20 protein-coding genes are annotated in these 19,602 nt (G+C 33.4%); 12 read left to right on the top strand and 8 right to left on the bottom strand.

Going from position 1 to position 19,602, the window contains the following annotated elements:
* The first annotated feature begins 6 nt into the window (after positions 1-6).
* The 3 genes from fbaA to EYY60_RS18090 all read left to right on the top strand — a co-directional run bounded on the left by fbaA (position 7) and on the right by EYY60_RS18090 (position 2,681).
* A complete protein-coding gene (gene fbaA, locus EYY60_RS18100) occupies positions 7-1,074 on the top strand; it encodes a class II fructose-bisphosphate aldolase (protein WP_012023542.1) in 1,068 nt (355 codons plus the stop codon).
* Between the two features lie 85 nt (positions 1,075-1,159).
* Positions 1,160-2,014, top strand: a complete 855-nt coding sequence (gene accD, locus EYY60_RS18095; protein ID WP_026728501.1) for an acetyl-CoA carboxylase, carboxyltransferase subunit beta — start codon at positions 1,160-1,162, stop codon at positions 2,012-2,014.
* A gap of 82 nt (positions 2,015-2,096) precedes the next feature.
* Positions 2,097-2,681, top strand: a complete 585-nt coding sequence (locus EYY60_RS18090; protein ID WP_132990697.1) for a hypothetical protein — start codon at positions 2,097-2,099, stop codon at positions 2,679-2,681.
* A gap of 124 nt (positions 2,682-2,805) precedes the next feature.
* Here the strand turns inward: EYY60_RS18090 and EYY60_RS18085 are convergent, their stop codons facing one another.
* Positions 2,806-3,693: a cupin-like domain-containing protein gene (locus EYY60_RS18085; protein ID WP_132990696.1), complete on the bottom strand. Its 888-nt coding sequence runs from the start codon at positions 3,691-3,693 to the stop codon at positions 2,806-2,808.
* Positions 3,694-3,785: 92 nt separating this feature from the next.
* Positions 3,786-5,033: an ABC transporter permease gene (locus EYY60_RS18080; RefSeq protein ID WP_132990695.1), complete on the bottom strand. Its 1,248-nt coding sequence runs from the start codon at positions 5,031-5,033 to the stop codon at positions 3,786-3,788.
* A gap of 165 nt (positions 5,034-5,198) precedes the next feature.
* Here EYY60_RS18080 and purH point away from each other — a divergent pair, with 165 nt between their 5' ends.
* The 6 genes from purH (at position 5,199) to rodA (ending at position 12,453) form a co-directional block, all read left to right on the top strand.
* Complete coding sequence (gene purH, locus EYY60_RS18075; protein WP_132990694.1) at positions 5,199-6,725, top strand: bifunctional phosphoribosylaminoimidazolecarboxamide formyltransferase/IMP cyclohydrolase; 1,527 nt, start codon at positions 5,199-5,201, stop codon at positions 6,723-6,725.
* Between the two features lie 56 nt (positions 6,726-6,781).
* The gene (locus EYY60_RS18070; RefSeq protein WP_008466528.1) at positions 6,782-7,810 is read left to right on the top strand and encodes a rod shape-determining protein; all 1,029 of its coding nucleotides are present in this window, start codon (positions 6,782-6,784) and stop codon (positions 7,808-7,810) included.
* 111 nt (positions 7,811-7,921) lie between these two features.
* Entirely contained in the window at positions 7,922-8,746 is an 825-nt protein-coding gene (gene mreC / locus EYY60_RS18065) for a rod shape-determining protein MreC (protein ID WP_132990693.1), read from the top strand.
* On the top strand, positions 8,739-9,245 hold the full coding sequence (locus tag EYY60_RS22470) for a rod shape-determining protein MreD (protein WP_132990692.1): 507 nt from the start codon (positions 8,739-8,741) through the stop codon (positions 9,243-9,245). The genes mreC and EYY60_RS22470 overlap by 8 nt, the downstream gene beginning before the upstream one ends.
* The gene (gene mrdA, locus EYY60_RS18055) at positions 9,242-11,203 is read left to right on the top strand and encodes a penicillin-binding protein 2 (RefSeq protein ID WP_132990691.1); all 1,962 of its coding nucleotides are present in this window, start codon (positions 9,242-9,244) and stop codon (positions 11,201-11,203) included. Before EYY60_RS22470 ends, mrdA begins: the two co-directional genes overlap by 4 nt.
* A gap of 14 nt (positions 11,204-11,217) precedes the next feature.
* Positions 11,218-12,453, top strand: coding sequence for a rod shape-determining protein RodA (gene rodA / locus EYY60_RS18050; RefSeq protein WP_132990690.1), 1,236 nt, complete (start codon positions 11,218-11,220; stop codon positions 12,451-12,453).
* 161 nt (positions 12,454-12,614) lie between these two features.
* On the opposite strand, the gene EYY60_RS18045 is transcribed toward rodA, so the two are convergent.
* From EYY60_RS18045 to xrtF, 6 genes are all read right to left on the bottom strand, one after another.
* Entirely contained in the window at positions 12,615-13,298 is a 684-nt protein-coding gene (locus EYY60_RS18045) for a DedA family protein (RefSeq protein ID WP_132990689.1), read from the bottom strand.
* Positions 13,299-13,436: 138 nt separating this feature from the next.
* Entirely contained in the window at positions 13,437-13,778 is a 342-nt protein-coding gene (locus tag EYY60_RS18040; protein WP_132990688.1) for a heavy-metal-associated domain-containing protein, read from the bottom strand.
* A 46-nt stretch (positions 13,779-13,824) separates the two neighbouring features.
* Entirely contained in the window at positions 13,825-15,831 is a 2,007-nt protein-coding gene (locus tag EYY60_RS18035; RefSeq protein ID WP_132990687.1) for a TonB-dependent receptor plug domain-containing protein, read from the bottom strand.
* A gap of 102 nt (positions 15,832-15,933) precedes the next feature.
* Complete coding sequence (locus EYY60_RS18030; RefSeq protein WP_132990686.1) at positions 15,934-16,332, bottom strand: HYC_CC_PP family protein; 399 nt, start codon at positions 16,330-16,332, stop codon at positions 15,934-15,936.
* Positions 16,333-16,378: 46 nt separating this feature from the next.
* Positions 16,379-16,825 carry an exosortase F system-associated membrane protein gene (locus EYY60_RS18025; RefSeq protein ID WP_132990685.1) on the bottom strand — a complete coding sequence of 149 codons (447 nt, stop codon included), beginning with the start codon at positions 16,823-16,825 and terminating at the stop codon, positions 16,379-16,381.
* A complete protein-coding gene (gene xrtF, locus EYY60_RS18020; RefSeq protein ID WP_132990684.1) occupies positions 16,815-17,351 on the bottom strand; it encodes an exosortase family protein XrtF in 537 nt (178 codons plus the stop codon). The genes EYY60_RS18025 and xrtF overlap by 11 nt, the downstream gene beginning before the upstream one ends.
* Positions 17,352-17,422: 71 nt before the next feature.
* Here xrtF and EYY60_RS18015 point away from each other — a divergent pair, with 71 nt between their 5' ends.
* The 3 genes from EYY60_RS18015 to EYY60_RS18005 all read left to right on the top strand — a co-directional run bounded on the left by EYY60_RS18015 (position 17,423) and on the right by EYY60_RS18005 (position 19,602).
* Positions 17,423-17,878, top strand: a complete 456-nt coding sequence (locus EYY60_RS18015) for a GAF domain-containing protein (protein WP_132990683.1) — start codon at positions 17,423-17,425, stop codon at positions 17,876-17,878.
* Positions 17,879-17,912: 34 nt separating this feature from the next.
* Complete coding sequence (locus tag EYY60_RS18010) at positions 17,913-18,524, top strand: toxin-antitoxin system YwqK family antitoxin (RefSeq protein WP_235832357.1); 612 nt, start codon at positions 17,913-17,915, stop codon at positions 18,522-18,524.
* 130 nt (positions 18,525-18,654) lie between these two features.
* The gene (locus EYY60_RS18005; protein WP_132990682.1) at positions 18,655-19,602 is read left to right on the top strand and encodes an energy transducer TonB; all 948 of its coding nucleotides are present in this window, start codon (positions 18,655-18,657) and stop codon (positions 19,600-19,602) included.

The following is a 19,602-nucleotide window of genomic DNA, read 5'->3' as shown; positions in this document are numbered from 1 at the left end:
ATTACAATGGCACACAATATCAAACCAGGAGTTGCTACAGGAGACCAAGTTCAGGAGATTTTTAACTATGCAAAAGAAAAAGGATTTGCACTTCCTGCAGTAAACGTTACTGGATCAAGCACAATCAACGGTGTACTTGAAACTGCAGCAAAACTAAACGCACCAGTTATTATTCAATTTTCTAACGGAGGAGCTCAATTCAACGCTGGAAAAGGATTATCTAACGCAGGTGAAAAAGCGGCAATCGCTGGAGGAATCGCTGGAGCAAAACATATTCACACTTTAGCTGAAGCTTACGGTGCAACTGTAATTTTACACACTGACCACTGCGCAAAAAAATTATTGCCTTGGATTGATGGTTTATTAGATGCTTCTGAAAAACATTTTGCAGAAACAGGAAAACCATTATTCAGTTCTCACATGATCGATTTGTCTGAGGAGCCAATCGAAGAAAACATCGAAATCTGCAAAGAGTACTTAGCAAGAATGAGCAAAATGGGTATGACATTAGAAATCGAGCTTGGTATTACAGGTGGTGAAGAAGATGGTGTTGACAACTCTGATGTTGACAGCTCAAAATTATATACTCAACCAGAAGAAGTAGCTTATGCTTACGAAGAATTATCTAAAGTAAGCCCGAAATTTACTATTGCTGCTGCTTTCGGAAACGTTCACGGTGTTTACAAACCAGGAAACGTAAAATTAACTCCAAAAATCTTAAAAAATTCTCAGGATTTCGTACAAAACAAATTCAACACAGGACACAACCCTGTTGATTTCGTTTTCCACGGAGGTTCAGGTTCTACACTTGAAGAAATCAGAGAAGGAATTAGCTACGGAGTTATCAAAATGAACATCGATACAGATTTACAGTTTGCATACACTGAAGGAATCCGTGATTATATGGTTAAAAATCTTGACTATTTGAAATCACAAATTGGAAACCCAGAAGGTCCAGATGCTCCAAACAAAAAATACTATGACCCAAGAAGATGGGTTCGTGAAAGCGAAGTAACATTCAACGCAAGACTTGAACAAGCTTTTGCTGACTTAAACAATGTGAATACACTATAATTTTAGATCTCTGATTTTAGATTTTAGATTTCTTTCTGGAATCTAAAATCTAAAGTCTAAAATCTTAAATCTTAAATTTTAAAAAATGGCTTGGTTTAAAAGACAAGAAAAAGGGATTACGACCGCTACTGAAGATAAGATGGACGTTCCGAAAGGATTGTGGTACAAATCTCCTACTGGAAAAATTATTGATGCTGACGAATTGGCGAGAAATTTATTCGTTAGCCCTGAAGATGATTTTCACGTTCGAATTGGAAGCGCAACCTATTTTGAAATTTTATTCGACAACAACGAATTTGTTGAGTTAGATAAAAACATGACTTCTAAAGATCCTCTGCACTTTGTAGACACAAAGAAATATGCAGAAAGATTGAAAGATGTAATGGAAAAAACTCACCTTAAAGACGCTGTACGTACGGGAGTAGGAAAATCTAAAGGAAGAGAACTTGTAATTTGCTGTATGGATTTCGCTTTTATCGGTGGATCTATGGGAGCTGTGGTAGGTGAGAAAATCGCGAGAGGTATTGATCATGCTATCAAAAACAAATTGCCTTTTGTAATGATTTCTAAATCTGGTGGAGCTCGTATGATGGAAGCTGCTTATTCTTTAATGCAATTAGCAAAAACTTCTGTAAAACTAGCTCAATTAGCTGAAGCTAAATTACCTTACATCTCTCTTTGTACAGATCCAACAACTGGAGGAACAACTGCATCTTACGCTATGTTAGGAGACATCAACATCTCTGAGCCAGGTGCTTTGATTGGTTTTGCTGGTCCGCGTGTTGTTCGCGATACCACAGGAAAAGATTTGCCAGAAGGTTTCCAAACTGCTGAGTTCTTATTAGAGCACGGTTTCTTAGACTTTATCACGCCAAGAAAAGAATTGAAAGATAAGATCAACTTATATATCGATTTGATTCAAAATAATGATATCAGATAGTTTTAAAACTAGTCAAAATAGAAAATCCCAAGAAATTGCTTCTTGGGATTTTTTTATATCTTTATTTTAAATCTTATTCTTTATGGCTAGAATTTTTATTGGCTTTATGATTTGTTTTCTTTTTTGGAATTGTGCTAAAAAAGAGAAAAAAACTGTTATTAAAAACAAACCTTACATTATCTCCTATGAAGACAAAGAACTTAAAAAATATTACGATTCATTAGCAGTACATCCTCCATCAACAAAAGGAGTTTTCTATGGAGAAAGCCAATTAATAATTGACAAAAAAGGAAATTTATATTTTTATCAAAAAAGACACATTCAAATTTTATGTAGTTATGGTCGTGAAAAAGACACACTTCCACATTTTCTTGATTTAGAACCAAAAGACATTGTCAAAATTCCGAAAAAATGTCTAAACGATTTTATGTCAGAAAATATTTTAACAAAAGAGAAAAGCAGACAACTTTTAATAATAGGCTCACAAAGCGATACAATTAAAAATCCTTACTTTTTGAATTTTTTAAAAAGTAACATCATACCAATTTACTACATAAGAAGAACCACACAAGAAGAAGATACTGTTTTGAAATACAAGAAAAACAATGACTCGTACTTTTCAAACGAAATCAAATGGGACAAGACAAAAATTAAACTTCCAAAATAACATATATCGTTCCTACGGAACTTCTTAATTTTCGCTTCATCTTTCAACGGAATAAATTCCGTTGCTACCAACATTTCATTCCTACGGAATTTTTATGTTTTCTTATTTAGATGGCAATTTTAAATTAGCTTGCTTTTTTCAAATCCTTTTTCAATTCTTTTGCAGCAATTTTAAAAGCAAGTTTTTCACGCCATACCGCATAGCGTTCCCTGAAAACCACTTTTATAGCACTATCGACTGCGCCATGCATGAACAAGCTCCAAACGCTGGCCATTTTTCTAGACACCGATTGATCCCATGCGCGAAGTGTTAGCGAAAAAGAACCATCAATGTAACGCATCCAGTGCCACATTCCTGTTGGCATGAATAGAGTATCTCCGTGTTCCAAGAAAACTTCATAACCCTCTACTCCTTTCAAAGCTGGAAATTTTTCAAAATCGGGATTGGCTACGTCATAATCTTCCAAAGCGTAAGTAGTATTTGGAAGACAATACAATCTCTTTTTCCATTTATTATCGAATAATATAATGTGTTTTCTGCCTCCAAAATGAGTATGGAAAAGATGCGGCAAATCGATATCATAATGCAAAAAAGTTATTGCTTTTGAACCGCCAAAAAACATTGCTGGCATGCTTTCTATAAAACCACCCATCAATTCTTTTGGAATTTTTACATCATCAATTAATTCAGGTCTGTGTTTAAAAAGATTGAAAAAGAAAATTCGCAATTGTGTCGGTTCGCGTTTTATCAAATCCAAGTATTCGCCAAATTTCATACTGGCGATTGAAGCATTAATTACTTTTGAAGGATCTGCTTTTGAATTATCTACCAGTTTAACTTCAATATCACCTGCAATCTGCTTAAAATATTCGGTTGACCACTTTTCTCTAGCTGGCCAATCTTTTGTGAGTCCTTTAATGATTAAAGGCTTTCTTTTATCCAAGTAATTCTTTTTAAAATCTTCTTTGGAAATTGACTCAACAGTATCAACAGATCTAAGATTAAAGCTCATTTGTTTTGCGGATTAAGTTGTCAGTGGTCTATCAAAAATATCTAATTATTTTGAGCCATCAAAATTTACAGTAAAATAACACAAAAACAATATTACATTCCTGTTCGAATTGCTTCAACAGGATCTAGATTTGCCGCTGAAACTGCCGGCAAAATCCCCGAAATTATTCCAACAAAAATAGAAAGTCCTGCGCCAATGAAGATGTTCCAGAAACTTAAAACAAACTCAAACTCCAATAAATTGGTCAGAAGAAGAGAAAGCAACCAGACAATCAGCAAACCAATTACACCTCCAATCAAGCAAAGCATTATGGCTTCAAATAAAAACTGAAATAAGATGAATTTATTTTTCGCTCCCAAAGATTTTTGGATACCAATCAAATTTGTTCGCTCTTTTACAGAAACGAACATAATATTGGCCACTCCAAAACCTCCAACCAAGAAAGAGAAAATACTAATGAAAATTCCAGCAGTTCTCAAAGTTCCTAATATTCCATCTATAAAATCAGTGAAGCCAGAAAGCACATTTACGAAGAAATTATCCATTTCACCCGCTTTCATTCCACGAATAGCACGAAGTTTTTGAGCGACTTCGGCTTTATAAGCTTCCATATCCACTCCTTTAACGGGCTTCAAAACAATTACTGGCGTCATTGCATCGCTGTCACCATACATTCGGCGAAGGAAATTAGCTGGCAAATAAACCGATGTATCATTGCTATCTCCAAAAAAACCTGCCCCTTGCTTTGCCATTACACCAATAACCGTAAAACGTTGCCCATACAAACGAATATTTTTTCCAATCGGATCACTTGCTTCAAAAAGCCCTTCGGCAATATCATACCCAAGAACAATAACCGGAGTTCCAGAATTTGACTCAGATTCGTTGTAAAATCGTCCTTTGTCAAAACTCAATCCGTCAATATCAACCATTTCAAATGACGAAGGAATAATATTCACATCGGCAACTGTTTTGGAATCATATTTTAAAGTTTCTCTCGCAACAAAAAGCTGATAACCTACTTGATCAGTATTATTCAATGAATTTTTCAACCCAATATATTCATCGTATTTCACATTTGGAAACTGCTCTCTTTTCCATTGCGGAATTTCAGATGGCCCAAAGCAATATTTCATTAAATAAATTGTATTTTTATCTAAGCTACTCAAATCCTTAGAAATTTTTCGGTCTAAAGAATCGACAGCCGCCAGAACAGCAATAATCGAAAAAATACCAATCGTAACGCCCAGCAAAGACAATAAAGTTCTTAATTTATTATTTCGCAACGCATTTATGGCAAAGCCGAAACTTTCTTTTAATAATCGGAGGTAAAGAAACATATAATAGTATTTTTCAATAAAGTAAAATTCAATAAATTAAATTCAAAAACCTAATAAAACTTAACTTACTCATCAGTAGATTTTTTTAGCATAATGTTACATTAATTTTCTTTAAAATAATATATAAAAAAACTACTTTTGCAGTCTGAAAATCATAACTACACAATGAGCACAACTAAAAAAATACAATCAGCACTAATTTCGGTTTTTTCTAAAGACGGATTAGAGCCAATCGTTAGAAAATTACACGAACAAAATGTAACACTTTACTCTACTGGAGGAACTGAAGATTTCATTAAAAATCTTGGAATTCCTGTAGTTCCAGTTGAAGATATTACTTCGTTTCCAGAAATTCTTGGAGGAAGAGTAAAAACATTGCACCCGAAAATTTTTGGCGGAATCTTAAACCGTCAAGACAACGAGAGCGATGTTCAGCAAATGAAAGAATTTGACATTCCTCAAATTGATTTGGTAATTGTTGATTTGTATCCTTTTGAAAAAACTGTTGCTTCAGGTGCAAGTGAACAAGATATCATCGAAAAAATTGATATTGGCGGGATTTCATTAATTCGTGCAGGCGCAAAAAATTTCAAAGACACTGTAATTGTTGCTTCAGTAAACGAATACAGCATGCTTTTAGATTTAATTACAGAACAAAACGGAAGCACAACTCTAGAAAACAGAAGATTGTTTGCTACTAAAGCTTTCCACGTTTCATCTCACTATGACGGAGCGATTTTTAATTATTTCAATACAGACGAGACTATTTACAAAGAAAGCATTGCAAACGGTCAAGTTTTAAGATACGGTGAAAACCCTCACCAAAAAGGATTCTTCTTTGGAGATTTTGACGCGATGTTCAAAAAAGTTCACGGAAAAGAATTATCATACAACAATTTGTTAGATGTTGATGCCGCTGTAAATTTAATTGCTGAATTCAAAACTGACGGACCAACATTCGCAATTTTAAAACACAACAACGCTTGCGGATTGGCTTCAAGAAAAACAATCAGCGAAGCATACTTAGCAGCTTTGGCTTGTGATCCAACTTCAGCATTTGGAGGAGTGTTAATTTCTAACACAAAAATTGATTTAGAAACTGCACAAGAAATCAACAAATTATTCTGCGAAGTGGTAATCGCTCCAACATATGAGGATGAGGCAGTTACAGTTTTACAAGAGAAGAAAAACAGAATTATTTTAGTTCAAAATGAAGTTGAATTACCATCTCGTCAAGTAAGAACTTGTCTTAACGGATTGTTAATTCAGGACAGAAATAATATTACGGATAATAAAGAGCATTTAAAAACCGTTACAATTACAGAACCTACTGCTCAGGAGATCGAAGATTTGATCTTTGCTTCTAAAATCTGCAAGAATACAAAATCAAACACAATTGTATTTGCTAAAAACGGAACATTGATTTCTTCAGGTACAGGTCAAACTTCTAGAGTCGATGCATTAATGCAGGCTGTAGATAAAGCAAAAGCTTTTGGATTTGATTTAACTGGAGCTTCGATGGCAAGTGACGCATTTTTCCCATTTCCGGATTGTGTAGAATTAGCTAAAAAAGCAGGAATAACTGCTGTAATTCAGCCAGGAGGTTCGATAAAAGACGAATTAAGCATAAATTATTGCAATGAAAATAATCTTGCAATGGTATTTACAGGAACTCGTCATTTTAAACATTAATTTGTTTAACTTTGTTCGATAAATAATTTATAACATTTTAAACCCCTAAAAAACTTATGGGATTTTTTGATTTCATGACCGAGGATATTGCAATAGACCTTGGTACCGCAAACACTTTAATCATTCATAATGATAAAGTTGTTATTGACAGCCCCTCTATCGTAGCACGCGACAGAGTTTCAGGCAAAATCATCGCTGTTGGTAAAGAAGCCAACATGATGCAAGGTAAAACGCATGAAAACATCAAAACCATAAGGCCTTTGAAGGATGGTGTTATTGCCGATTTTGATGCTTCAGAAAAGATGATCAACATGTTCATCAAAAGTATTCCTGCATTAAAAAAGAGAATGTTTACGCCAGCGTTAAGAATGGTTGTTTGTATTCCTTCTGGAATTACTGAGGTTGAAATGCGTGCAGTAAAAGAATCTTGTGAGAGAGTAAACGGAAAAGAGGTTTATTTGATTCATGAGCCAATGGCTGCAGCAATTGGTATTGGTATCGATATCATGCAACCAAAAGGAAACATGATTGTAGATATTGGAGGTGGTACCACTGAAATCGCTGTAATCGCTTTAGGTGGAATTGTTTGTGATAAATCTGTTAAAATTGCAGGTGACGTTTTCACAAATGACATCGTTTATTACATGCGTACACAGCACAACTTATTTGTTGGGGAAAGTACTGCTGAAAAAATCAAAATTCAGATTGGAGCTGCTATCGAAGATTTAGACGGACCGCCAGAAGATATGTCAGTTCAAGGTAGAGATTTGCTTACAGGTAAACCAAAACAAGTAGATGTATCTTACCGTGAGATTGCAAAAGCATTAGACAAATCTATCCAACGTATTGAGGATGCAGTAATGGAAACATTATCTCAAACTCCTCCTGAGTTAGCGGCAGATATCTACAATACTGGTATCTATTTAGCAGGTGGTGGATCTATGTTGAGAGGTCTTGACAAACGTATTTCTCAAAAAACAGATTTGCCTGTTTATATCGCTGAAGATCCATTAAGAGCTGTTGTTCGCGGTACTGGAATGGCACTTAAAAACATTGCAAAATTTAAAAGCATCTTAATCAAATAAGATTCAAAATAACAAACTAATTTACTTTTATAAAGGTCAAATTACTATGATTTGACCTTTATAAAATTTGAAACCTAAAGCATATCCTGAAACAAAATAACCAGACAAGAAATGCAGCAAATATTTAATTTCATTATAAGAAACAGTAATCGATTGCTGTTTTTGCTGCTTTTAGGTATTTCGTTAGGACTCACTATTCAATCTCATTCCTACCATAGAAGCAAAGTAATCAGTTCTGCCAATTTCTTGAGCGGAGGTGTTTATGAAAGAATCAATCATGTGAATGAATACTTGAATTTAAGAGCTGAAAATGACGAACTTGTACTTGAGAACGCAAGATTAAAAAGTCTTTTATTCAATAAAGAAGACACAACAAAATTGCCTTTACCTGATACTATCAAAGGAGTAAAGCCAGCTGACATTATTGTGTCAAAAGTGATTCATAACACCTACAGTACTCACGAAAACTTTCTTACTTTAAATTCTGGATCCAACGAAGGTGTAAAACCAGATATGGGAGTAATCAACAGTTTAGGAATTGTTGGAGTAATTGATAATACTTCGCCAAGATATTCTACTGTGGTTAGTATTTTGAACATGAAATCACAAATCAATGCCAAACTTAAGAAATCAAATCACTTTGGTTCCTTAACTTGGGATGGAAAAAGTACTGGATTTGTACAGTTAAGAGATGTCCCAAGATTAGCATCTGTTAGAAAAGGCGACACAATCGTAACCGGAGGACAATCTGTAATTTTCCCAGAAGGAATCAACATCGGAACTGTTGAGACCGTTTATAAAGAAGACCAGACAAGTTTTTATGTCATAAAAGTTAAACTGTTTAACGATATGACAAATCTAGGACATGTCTATATCATCAAAAGCAAAGACAGAGAAGAACTTATTAATTTAGAAAAAAAGGAAAAAGATGAATAGCGCATTGTTAGTCAATATTTTTCGATTTATTATGTTACTGGCAATTCAGATTGTTATTTTCAACAATATGAATTTTTTAGGCTACATAAGTCCTTTTCCGTATATCCTATATATCATTCTTTATCCTGTTAACAGTAATAAATCAGGATTGATTATTTCAAGTTTTTTGCTTGGATTAACAATGGATATGTTTTGTAATTCGGGTGGAATTCACGCAACAGCCTGTGTAATTCTCGCTTATTACAGGCCTTATATTTTTAAATTTTCGTTTGGACTGAGTTATGAATATCAAACCATCAAACTAAATGAATCTTTAACGCCGGAACGCTTTTCATTCATTTTGGTATCAGTTTTGCTGCATCATATTGTACTATTTGTTCTCGAAGCGTTCCAATTTAAATTTGTTTGGGACATTTTGCTCAGAACCTTATTTAGTTCCATTTTTACAATTATAACTTCAATCATAATAATTTATCTTATTAAGCCCAATAAACGATGAGAAAAGTTCTGCTGCCCGCTTTAATTATCATTGCAGGATCTTTACTGGTGATCAGGGTATTTTATTTGCAAATTGTAGACGATTCATTTAAGTTAAAATCAGAAAACAACGCAATAAAAAAACAGTACGACTATCCTGAAAGAGGTTATATTTATGATAGATACGGCAAATTATTAGTAGCCAATCAGGCTTCTTATGATATCATGGTTATTCCACGCGAAATCAAAGAAGACTTGAATATTGCGGAATTTTGTGCCTTACTAAATATCACTAGAGAAGAATACGATAAAAGAATTGCCAAGGCTAAAGTTTATAGCCCGCGTCTTCCGTCAGTATTTTTGGCACAATTAAACAAAAACGAATTTGCTGCTTTTCAGGAAAAAATCAGAAAATATGAAGGTTTTTATTTCCAAAAAAGATCGCTTCGTGATTACGAAGTAGATTATGGTGCAAATATCTTTGGTTTTATCAGACAAGCAGACGAGCGTTTAATCGCAACAAACCCATATTATAACAGCGGTGATTTAATTGGAAAACAAGGTGTAGAAGAAAGCTACGAAGAAGTTTTACGCGGTATAAAAGGTGTAAAATACATTCAGAAGGATAAGTACAACCGAGAAATCGGATCTTATAAAAACGGGAAATACGATACTATCGCTGTTGCAGGAGAAGACATCAATTTAACTATTGATGCCGAACTTCAAAAATACGGTGAAGAATTGATGATCAACAAACGTGGCGGAATCGTTGCTCTTGAACCTAAAACAGGTGAAATTTTAGCATTGGTTACTGCTCCATCTTACGATCCGGGAATTTTAGTTGGAAGACAAAGATCAAAAAACTATACGCTTTTATATCACGATTCGATTGCAAAACCATTATATGACAGAGGACTTTTAGCAGAATATCCTCCAGGATCTCCATTTAAAATTTTAACTGGACTTGTAGCACTTCAAGAAGGAGTAATCGATGAACATACAACATTTATGTGTCATCATGGCTTCAGCTATGGTAGAGGCCGATTTATGAAGTGCCACGGTTTTGGTCCGCATCAGCTGAACAACGGTATTTATAATTCATGCAACACATACTTTGCGCAATCGTATATGCTAACGATCAACAAATACCGAAACCCTGGATATGCTGTTGATGTTTGGAGCAATCACGTTAAGAGTTTTGGACTTGGCCAATTTATGGGTTATGACTTGCCTACAGGAAGAAAAGGTAATATCCCAACTTCTAAAACCTATAAAAAGATATATCCAAACGGCGGATGGAGAAGCACAACGATTGTTTCTAATGCGATCGGACAAGGTGAGGTTTTAATGACTCCAATTCAGTTGGCCAATATGATGGCAACTGTTGCAAATCAGGGTTATTATTACACTCCTCATATCATTAAAAAGATTGAAGGCAAAAAAATTGATGCAAAATTCACCACAAAACACGAAACCACGATTGACAAAAAGTACTTCCCTCCTGTAATAAATGGATTATTTGACGTTTACAACAAGGGTACGGCTTATGCTCTTAAAGTACAAGGCATCGATATTTGCGGAAAAACAGGTACTGCCGAAAACTATGCTAAAATTGACGGAGTGCGAACAAAACTGAAAGACCACTCTATTTTTGTGGCTTTTGCCCCTAAAGACAATCCTAAAATTGCCATTGCAATTATGATTGAAAATGGAGGTTTTGGTGCAAACGTAGCCGGACCAATTGCAAGTTTGATGATTGAAAAGTATTTAAGAAAAAAAATCACAAGAACTGATTTAGAAGTTCGTGTATTAAATAAAAGTTTGGTCAGCGAATATGCTAAATTAGGAGGAATGACTGCGGCTAGCGCTATTGAATCGACTCCAAAAGACTCTGTTTTGAGAGCCAAAATTGTCGCTCCAAAAGCAGCAACTAAAACTGAATTGAAAAAGATACCAATAGACACCACTAAAGAAAACTAACAAGATTATTTCAAATGAAAAATCAAAGTGTAAAAAATAATATTGACTGGATAAGCGTCTTTATCTACATCACGTTAGTTGTATTAGGGTGGCTGAATATTTATTCATCTTCATTATTATCTACAGAAGGAACGTATCAAAAACAGCTTATTTTTATTGGCTGTACCATTCCGTTGATTTTTGTAGTTCTTTTTGTTGATGGAAAATTCTATGAAAAATATGCCAGTATCATATTTGTGGTTTCACTTTTATCTTTGGCTGGATTGTTCCTTTTTGGAAAAACTATCGCAGGACAAAGATGCTGGTATGCCATTGGAGGATTTACTTTACAGCCATCTGAATTTGCAAAAGCCGCCACATCGCTTGCATTGGCAAAATACCTGAGCGACACACAAATCAATCTTAAAGATGTCAATAGGCAAATGCAAGCTTTAGCAATTGTATTTTTGCCTGTAATGCTTATTTTACCTCAACCTGACCCAGGAAGCGCCTTAATTTATAGTGTTTTTATAATTGTTTTATACAGAGAAGGATTGCCATCATGGTATGTTTGGACTGGTTTTATTACCATTTTATTGTTTGTATTGACATTAATTCTCGAACCTTATGTTGTTATTATTCTAGCCGCAGTTGTTCTTGCAATTATACATTTTAAAGGCCGTGTTGTTGACAGAAATTTATTAATGAGCACTATTCTTTTAGCTATCATATCTGCTTTTGTCTTCTCTGTAGATTATGTATTTGATCACGTTTTCAAACAGCATCATAGAGACCGTTTTAATATTTTGCTTGGAAAAACTGTTGACATGAAAGGTATTGGATACAACACTAACCAATCTGAAATTGCGATTGGATCTGGAGGATGGCTTGGAAAAGGTTTTTTACAAGGAACACAAACAAAAGGAGGATTTGTACCAGAACAACATACCGATTATATTTTTACAACCGTTGGCGAAGAATGGGGATTTGTTGGCTCATTAGTCGTAATCGCACTTTTTGTTGGCTTATTCTTGAGAGTAATTTATTTGGCAGAAAGACAAAAAACTAAATTTAGCCGTGTTTATGGTTATTGCGTAGCCGGAATTTTATTCATACACTTCTTTGTAAATATTGCAATGGTTATTGGTATTTTCCCGACTATCGGGGTTCCGTTGCCATTCTTTTCTTATGGAGGCTCTGGACTCTGGGGATTCACCATTTTGCTGTTTATCTTCCTAAAAATGGATGCCAATAAAGTGAATGAATGGTAGATTAAATTCAAATCTTAAAGTACCAAATTCCAAATCACGATCGAATTTCATCTTAATTATTGATTCAAAATAATTTCATTCATTGCTAACTGATGAATGAATTCCAACAAAAAAGTCCGAAGCTAAAACTTCGGACTTTTTTTGTTTTTATTTATTTCTGTTTATATCTTTTCTCCGCTTGTTCTTTTTTTGATAAGCTTTAAGAAAACCGGGAAAGTTGATACAATTATAATTCCTATTACAATTACCTCAATATGCTCTTTCAAATCAATTCCATGCTCTAAAAACACTCCGTATAAATAATGCCCAGAAAAGATCAATACAAAAGACCACAAAAATGAGCTCAAAACATTATAGAACATAAATTTCTTTTTATCCATAGAAACTATTCCTGCAATGATTGGCGCGAAAGTTCTAAATATTGGAAGAAAACGAGCATAAATAATTGCTTTTCCACCATACTTTTCGAAGAAGTCTTTAGATTGAAGTAGGTATTTTTTCTTGAACCAAAAAGTATCTTCTTTTTTAAATAAATAATAACCGCTTTTTGCTCCAAACCAATATCCAGTCATGTTTCCAAAAACTCCCATCAAAGCCACTAAAGTTGAAAGGATAAAAACATTGATAAAATCACTAGGAATAGAAACCACATTTTCAATTAAGTCACGGCTGTAAATACCTGATAAAAAAAGCAAGCTGTCACCAGGAAGAAAGAAACCAGCAAAAAGTCCAGTTTCGGCAAAAACAATAAACAGCACAATGTATAAACCAATTTGAAAACCACCGATGCTTAAAGTAATATAAAATTCGGGGTTGACTAATTGTGTCCAATCAAAATTATTCATAAAAATGGTTTGGTTATACTTAATTTAAGTTTGTGAAAGTAACAATAATTTAGTTCAACCACAATAAAATGCGGTATTTTAAAGATAAATTAACTATTAAAAAAGCCTCAAGAAATAATCCTGAGGCTCTTACTATTGTTATTCTCTTACATATTTACAACAGCTGTGCAAGTTATCATAATCTGTTTGAGTGGCTTTCACTTCTTTAGTATCGTGTCCTACCTTTGCAATTGCATTATTCAAATCAGCTGGAGATGATTTTTCTTCATTTAAAATTACTGAAAGTTGGTGCGAAGCAATATCCCAATTTGCCGTTTTTACACCTGGAACGCTAAACGCTGCTTTTTCAATACGTTTCTTACATTGTTCGCAATTTCCGTTTACTTCTACAGTATATTTTAAGTTTTTATTCTTTTTAGTTTGCGCTTGCGCTGAAAACCCCAAAAAACCAATTATTGCTATTAAAATTATTTTTTTCATTTTGTCTAAATATTAAAATTTGATATTGTTATTGTTATTGATTCAGTTATTTTATTTTAAATCGCAATCCCGCATAATACATTTGTCCAAAAATTGGAGCATACGCTATAGAAGCATCAAAATTTGGTCCAAATGGATCATCAGCTCCTAAAATTGCTTTTTTCTGTTTATAATTTCCAATGTTTTCTCCGCCAATATACACTTCAAAAACATCTGAAAAAATTCTAGTGACCTGAGCATTCATAACTGCATAAGCAGGAGAAAAATCAGGAAACTGATCTTCAGCAGGATTTGATGCCGTATATGGCAATTGCTGACTTCCTGTCCAGTTGAAAGTATAATCAAACTTCCATTGCTTTCCATTATCAGAAGCTGTTTCATACTCTAAATTTCCGAGAAAACGATGCTTTGCCTGCAACGGACGCTGAAAAGTTCCTCTTAAATAATCGGTCTGGATATCGTAATATTTATAGGCTGTTCTCAAATTCAGATTATGAATCAACTCATAATTAAATTCGACTTGAAGGCTATTCGCAAAAGAACTTCCTTTTAGATCATAAAACAAAACTTGCTGTGGACTTTGCATCAAATCAACAACAGCTTGGTTTTGAAAATCAGTTCGATAGAAATCAAATCCCGCTTCAGCATTTTTATTAAAAAGCTTGAACTTTTGCGAAAAGCTGATTCCGTAATTCCAAGCAATCTCAGGATTCAAGCCATATATTTTCCCGTTTGTATCCAAAATTGAAAACGTTCTAGAACTAGCAAACAGCTGTTGGTTCTCGGCAAAAATGTTAGCCGAACGCTTTCCTCTTCCAGCAGAAAAACGAAGAACTCCATTTTTCCAAGGCTTATATCTCATGTGCAAACGAGGCGTTACAAAAAAGCCCAATCTATTATGATTATCGACTCTTCCGCCTAAAATCAAACTAAAATTATCTGTGTTGTCATAGGTATATTCAAAGAACGCTCCTACTGAATTATCGATTCGGCTATAATCAACAACATTCACAAATTCCTGATATTGATCGTATGTGAAATTCAATCCAGTCGTAAATTTATGCATCGTGTTGTTTATTATCGAATTGAAAATCAGATTCGAATAAAAACTATTCTGCTTGATGTCATACAAATTCAATCCAAAATAAGAATTTTGGTTATGACTGTTGAAGGCATTTTGAAAACCAATACTCTGATAAGGCATATCTTTAAAAACATATCCTATTTTTGTTGAAACGTCAAAACGCTCTGTATTGATTTCTGAACCCCAATGATTTGTAGTGCCGCGATCACGATCTTTATCAAAATCAACTTCACCTGTCTGTTTTTTGTCATTCATATATCTGAAATTAATAAAACTCACCAATCCGCTTTCAGGATCATAATATTGATAACGATTCAAAATATTGATTTGTTTCCCTAGTGGATTGTCCAGAAAGCCATCATTATTCATGTCATTTTTGGCTACGCGTGTATTTCCGTGTACAAAAAGGCTTGTCGCCCATTTATCAGATAATTTTTTATTGAAATGAGTATTTAGCTCAAAACGCGCATCTGTGGATCCATAAGCATTTAAGAAAAATGGAATATCGCTTAAAGGCTTTAAAAGCTCCGTATTAATTTGTCCCGAAATACTTTCGTAACCGTTAATAACACTCCCCGCCCCTTTAGTGATTTGAACACTTTCAATCCAAGTTCCAGGCGTAAATGATAGTCCGTAAGCCTGCGAAGCGCCACGAACCGACGGAATATTTTCTTCGGTAATCATCAAATACGGACTTGTTAGACCCAACATTTTTATTTGTTTGGTCCCTGTTAAAGCGTCCGAAAAATTGACATCTATCGAAGGATTTGTTTCAAAGCTTTCAGCCAAATTACAGCATGCTGCTTTTAGCAGTTCTTTACTCGTAATAACAGATGTATTGGATGTAAGTGTATAGGATTTTTTAATTCCTTTTTGCTTTTTAGTGATTTTTACTTCCTGCAAATCTTCCTGTGAAAAAGCAGTTACAGACAGCAAAATCATACTGAAAAGCATAATATTTTTGTGCATATAAATAATTTTAATGTTATTAGAAAAGCTGTTTTATTCTAAAAAAAAGAATAAACAGCGACTTTCAAGCGCAAGAAAACGGCTTGATTCTAAACATTAAAATCAGGAATAAAAAATGTATTGATTATATAACTTGTAAAAAGGAGGCGCATTCGCATCAGAATAATACGAAGTTATTTGATTGCTTTTGAAATTTGGAATTGATAAAAAAGCAATTGTTTTATATTCTTGAATTACAGCCGGAAAATCAAGCTGGAAAAAGAATATTTTAAAAGTTGCATTATCTGATTTTTTCTCAATATGAACTACTTTGTCTTTGCAACAAGAAGATTTTTTTTCTTGCTCTCCACAACATTTTTTTTCTGGAGAAGCTTTTGCCGATGTATTTAAAGATACCGAAGCGATTTCACCTCCACAATAATGCACATCAAAAGCGAACCCAATGTTGGAAACCAACAATAGGAAAGCCAAAAATAATCCTGTGCACTTTTTTACATTCATACTGCAAAACTATTTAAAAAGACTGAAAAAAATATTTAATAATTTGTTATTTTTTAAAATTTTGTTGCTGATAATAAAATGCAGGTATAAACAAAAGAACAAAAATGGGCTGAATTATAAATCTTCGAACGTAAAAAAGAAGCCAATTCGCATTTAGAAAACAATCCAAAATCACAAAAAATGCTACAAAAAGAATCACTCCGAAAAAGACATATAAAAAGAAACTGAATTTAAAAATATCAGCGTCTTTAAACAGTACATAAATCAAAGCCAGAGAAAGGATTGTATTCAAAAAATAGCGAAAAAAAAGTCCAAAGAACAACTTAGCAGATTCTATTTCAGGATAAGGCAAATTTTTAAAATCTTTCTCAAAATATTCCAAAAAAGGATCATAAAACAGACTGTTTTCAAATGCCCGTATAATTCCAAAACATATTACGATACAAACTGAAATCAAGATTTTGAATTTATGTTCCAATAATTTATTTAGCATACTTCGAAAATTTATTGACCCAAATAACCCATAAAAGAAAAACCAGTCCGTAAATAATCAACGGGAATAAAACACCATGTAAAAAGTGTTCATTTTCTGGATATCTAAAAAGCAAGATTGTCAAAAACATAATACGGAAAATGTTCAAAACATAAATGAAAAGCGCTCCAAATAAAATAAACAACAAAGTCGTCTTGAGTTTTCCTGAAAAAGCGATTATAAACGAAATAAACAAAATAATAACACTTACGGCGTTACATCCTTCGACAATTCGAATTGTATATTTATTATTGTACCAAACTTCTAAAGAAGGCTGAGAAAGGCTTTTTACAATATTGATATCACAATTAAAAAACGACATTAGCTGCTCAACATTTTTCCCGACTATTCTTGAAATTCCATCAATATCAATTGGGTCAAAACTGTTCAAATAGAACTTATAAACTATTGTCAGTAAAATATAAGCGGAGAAAAAAGTGCCTATAAAAATCAGGAAAGGTTTAAATTGTGCTAAATATTTTTTCAACGGAATTTTTTTTCAAATTTATGTATTTTTTAAGTCAGGCTTTAAATACTTTTGTATAAAATTTATTTATCATGACTTTTCAAGAATTACAACCAAAAATAAGTGCTATTGTAGCTGATAACAATATTGTTAGAGACGAAAAATTATTGGCAATTTGTCAATTATTAAATGAAAATGTAGAATACTATAATTGGGTTGGTTTTTATTTTGCTAACCACGAGAACAAAACACTTCATTTAGGGCCTTACGTAGGTGCTGAAACCGATCATACTGTTATTCCGTTTGGAAAAGGAATCTGCGGACAAGTTGCAGAAAGCAATGCCAATTTTGTTGTTCCAGATGTTAAAGCCCAAGACAATTATATTGCCTGCAGTTTAACTGTAAAATCAGAAATTGTTGTTCCTTTATTCGTTAATGGAGTAAATATTGGCCAAATCGATATTGACAGCCACGTTATTGATCCTTTTACAGAAGCTGATGAAAGATTTTTAGAATTTGTGAATCAAGAGGTTGCTAAATTATTTTAGAAATCGCTATTTTTATTAGCGAAAATAGAATTGAATGAAAAAATGTGCCTTACTATTATTCTACTTCGTAATTTCAGCTAATCTTTCGGCACAAATTAGTATGGTCTCGAAAAAGATTTTTCTTGACTCATTAAATCGCGAAACTACTTCTCCTAATTATAGTTATATGAGGGTAATTACCAACTATTCTCAAAAGAGTGTTCGATATGTTGTCACCGATTTTTACAAAAACGGTAGAAAAAAAATGACTGGCGCAACTTTAGACAGAGATATTCTAAAAAAAGACGGAGAGTTTATTTACTATTATAAAAACGGAGCAAAGGAATCAGTTGTAAATTATTTTGACGATCACAAGTCTGGCAAAGAAATCAATTGGTACGAGAATCAAAGCAAAAAATGTGAAAAACAGCATACTTGGGATCCTAAAACAAAGAGATCCCAAACTTTGATTCTTAATTTCTGGACTAAAGAGGGAGAACAAACCGTAATTGACGGGAATGGAGAATATGAAGAAACGGATGGATTTATAACTCAAAAAGGAGACCTAAAGAATGGTTTGAAACAAGGTGTTTGGCAAAAAATTGATTCCTTGACAAACGTTTCGACTACAGCTAATTATGACAAAGGAGTTCTGATGTCAAAGTAGAGAAAATGAAAACAATACAAAAACTTGTTAGTAGTTTTTGAATGAAAAATTAAATGCTAAAAATCCAGCATTAAAGAAAAATAGTATTGTTTATTAAATATAATAACATTATTTTTACTACAAAAAAACAATGCGCAAAACCTTTTTTTATTTAATTTGCTTAATAATCTCACAGAATATTTTCGCACAAAAAGATTTTTCAAAAGCTGTTTATCTAGACTCAGCATACAATGAAACATCGGTAGAAAACTATAAATATAAAAGAGTCATTGAGGACTACTACACAGACAAAACCTCGTATAAAGTAGTTTTATTTTACAAATCTGGCGCTAAAAAATCGATAGGAACAACCTTAAACAAAGATATCCTTAAAGGCGATGGCACTTTTATTTCATATTATGAAAATGGTGTTAAAGAGTCAATTACAACTTATTCTGAGAATTGGAAAACTGGAAAAGAATACAAATGGTACGAAAATGGAAATCCAAAATTTGAAAAAGAGAATATTTTAGATATAAAAACTAAAACTCTAAAAACACTGCTCGTAAAATTCTGGAACAAGGACAATCAGCAAACCGTAATAGACGGCAACGGAGAATGTGACGATGTTGACAAAGACTATCAAGCAAAGGGGAAAATACAAAATGGGGTAAAAGATGGCATCTGGCAAGGCACCGATCTAAAAAACAAAATTACCTACACTGAAAATTATAATCAAGGAGATTTGATTTCTGGTATCAGTACAGACGCAAACAACATAAAATATTCGTATTCAAAAGTATATGAAAAACCAATGCCAGAAATAGGAATGGATGATTTTTACAAAAGAATTGCGAAAAATTACAAAACTCCAACAGAAGCCTTTAAAAATAAAGTGACAGGCAAAATTTATGTCACTTTTGTAGTCGATGAAATGGGAAACATAACAAAACCTATAATTATAAAAGATTTAGGTTATGGAACTGGTGAAGAAGCATTAAGAACACTAAACGCTTCAGGAAACTGGATTCCGGGAAAAGTAAGGGGAATAAAAAGAGCTGTTCTTTTTTCTCTGCCAATAACAATTAGAGGCAAATAA

It is taken from the genome of Flavobacterium zhairuonense (genome assembly GCF_004352915.1).
Lineage (GTDB): Bacteria > Bacteroidota > Bacteroidia > Flavobacteriales > Flavobacteriaceae > Flavobacterium > Flavobacterium zhairuonense.
Note: the sequence above shows the minus strand (reverse complement) of the source record. Positions and strands in the feature narration are given on the sequence as shown.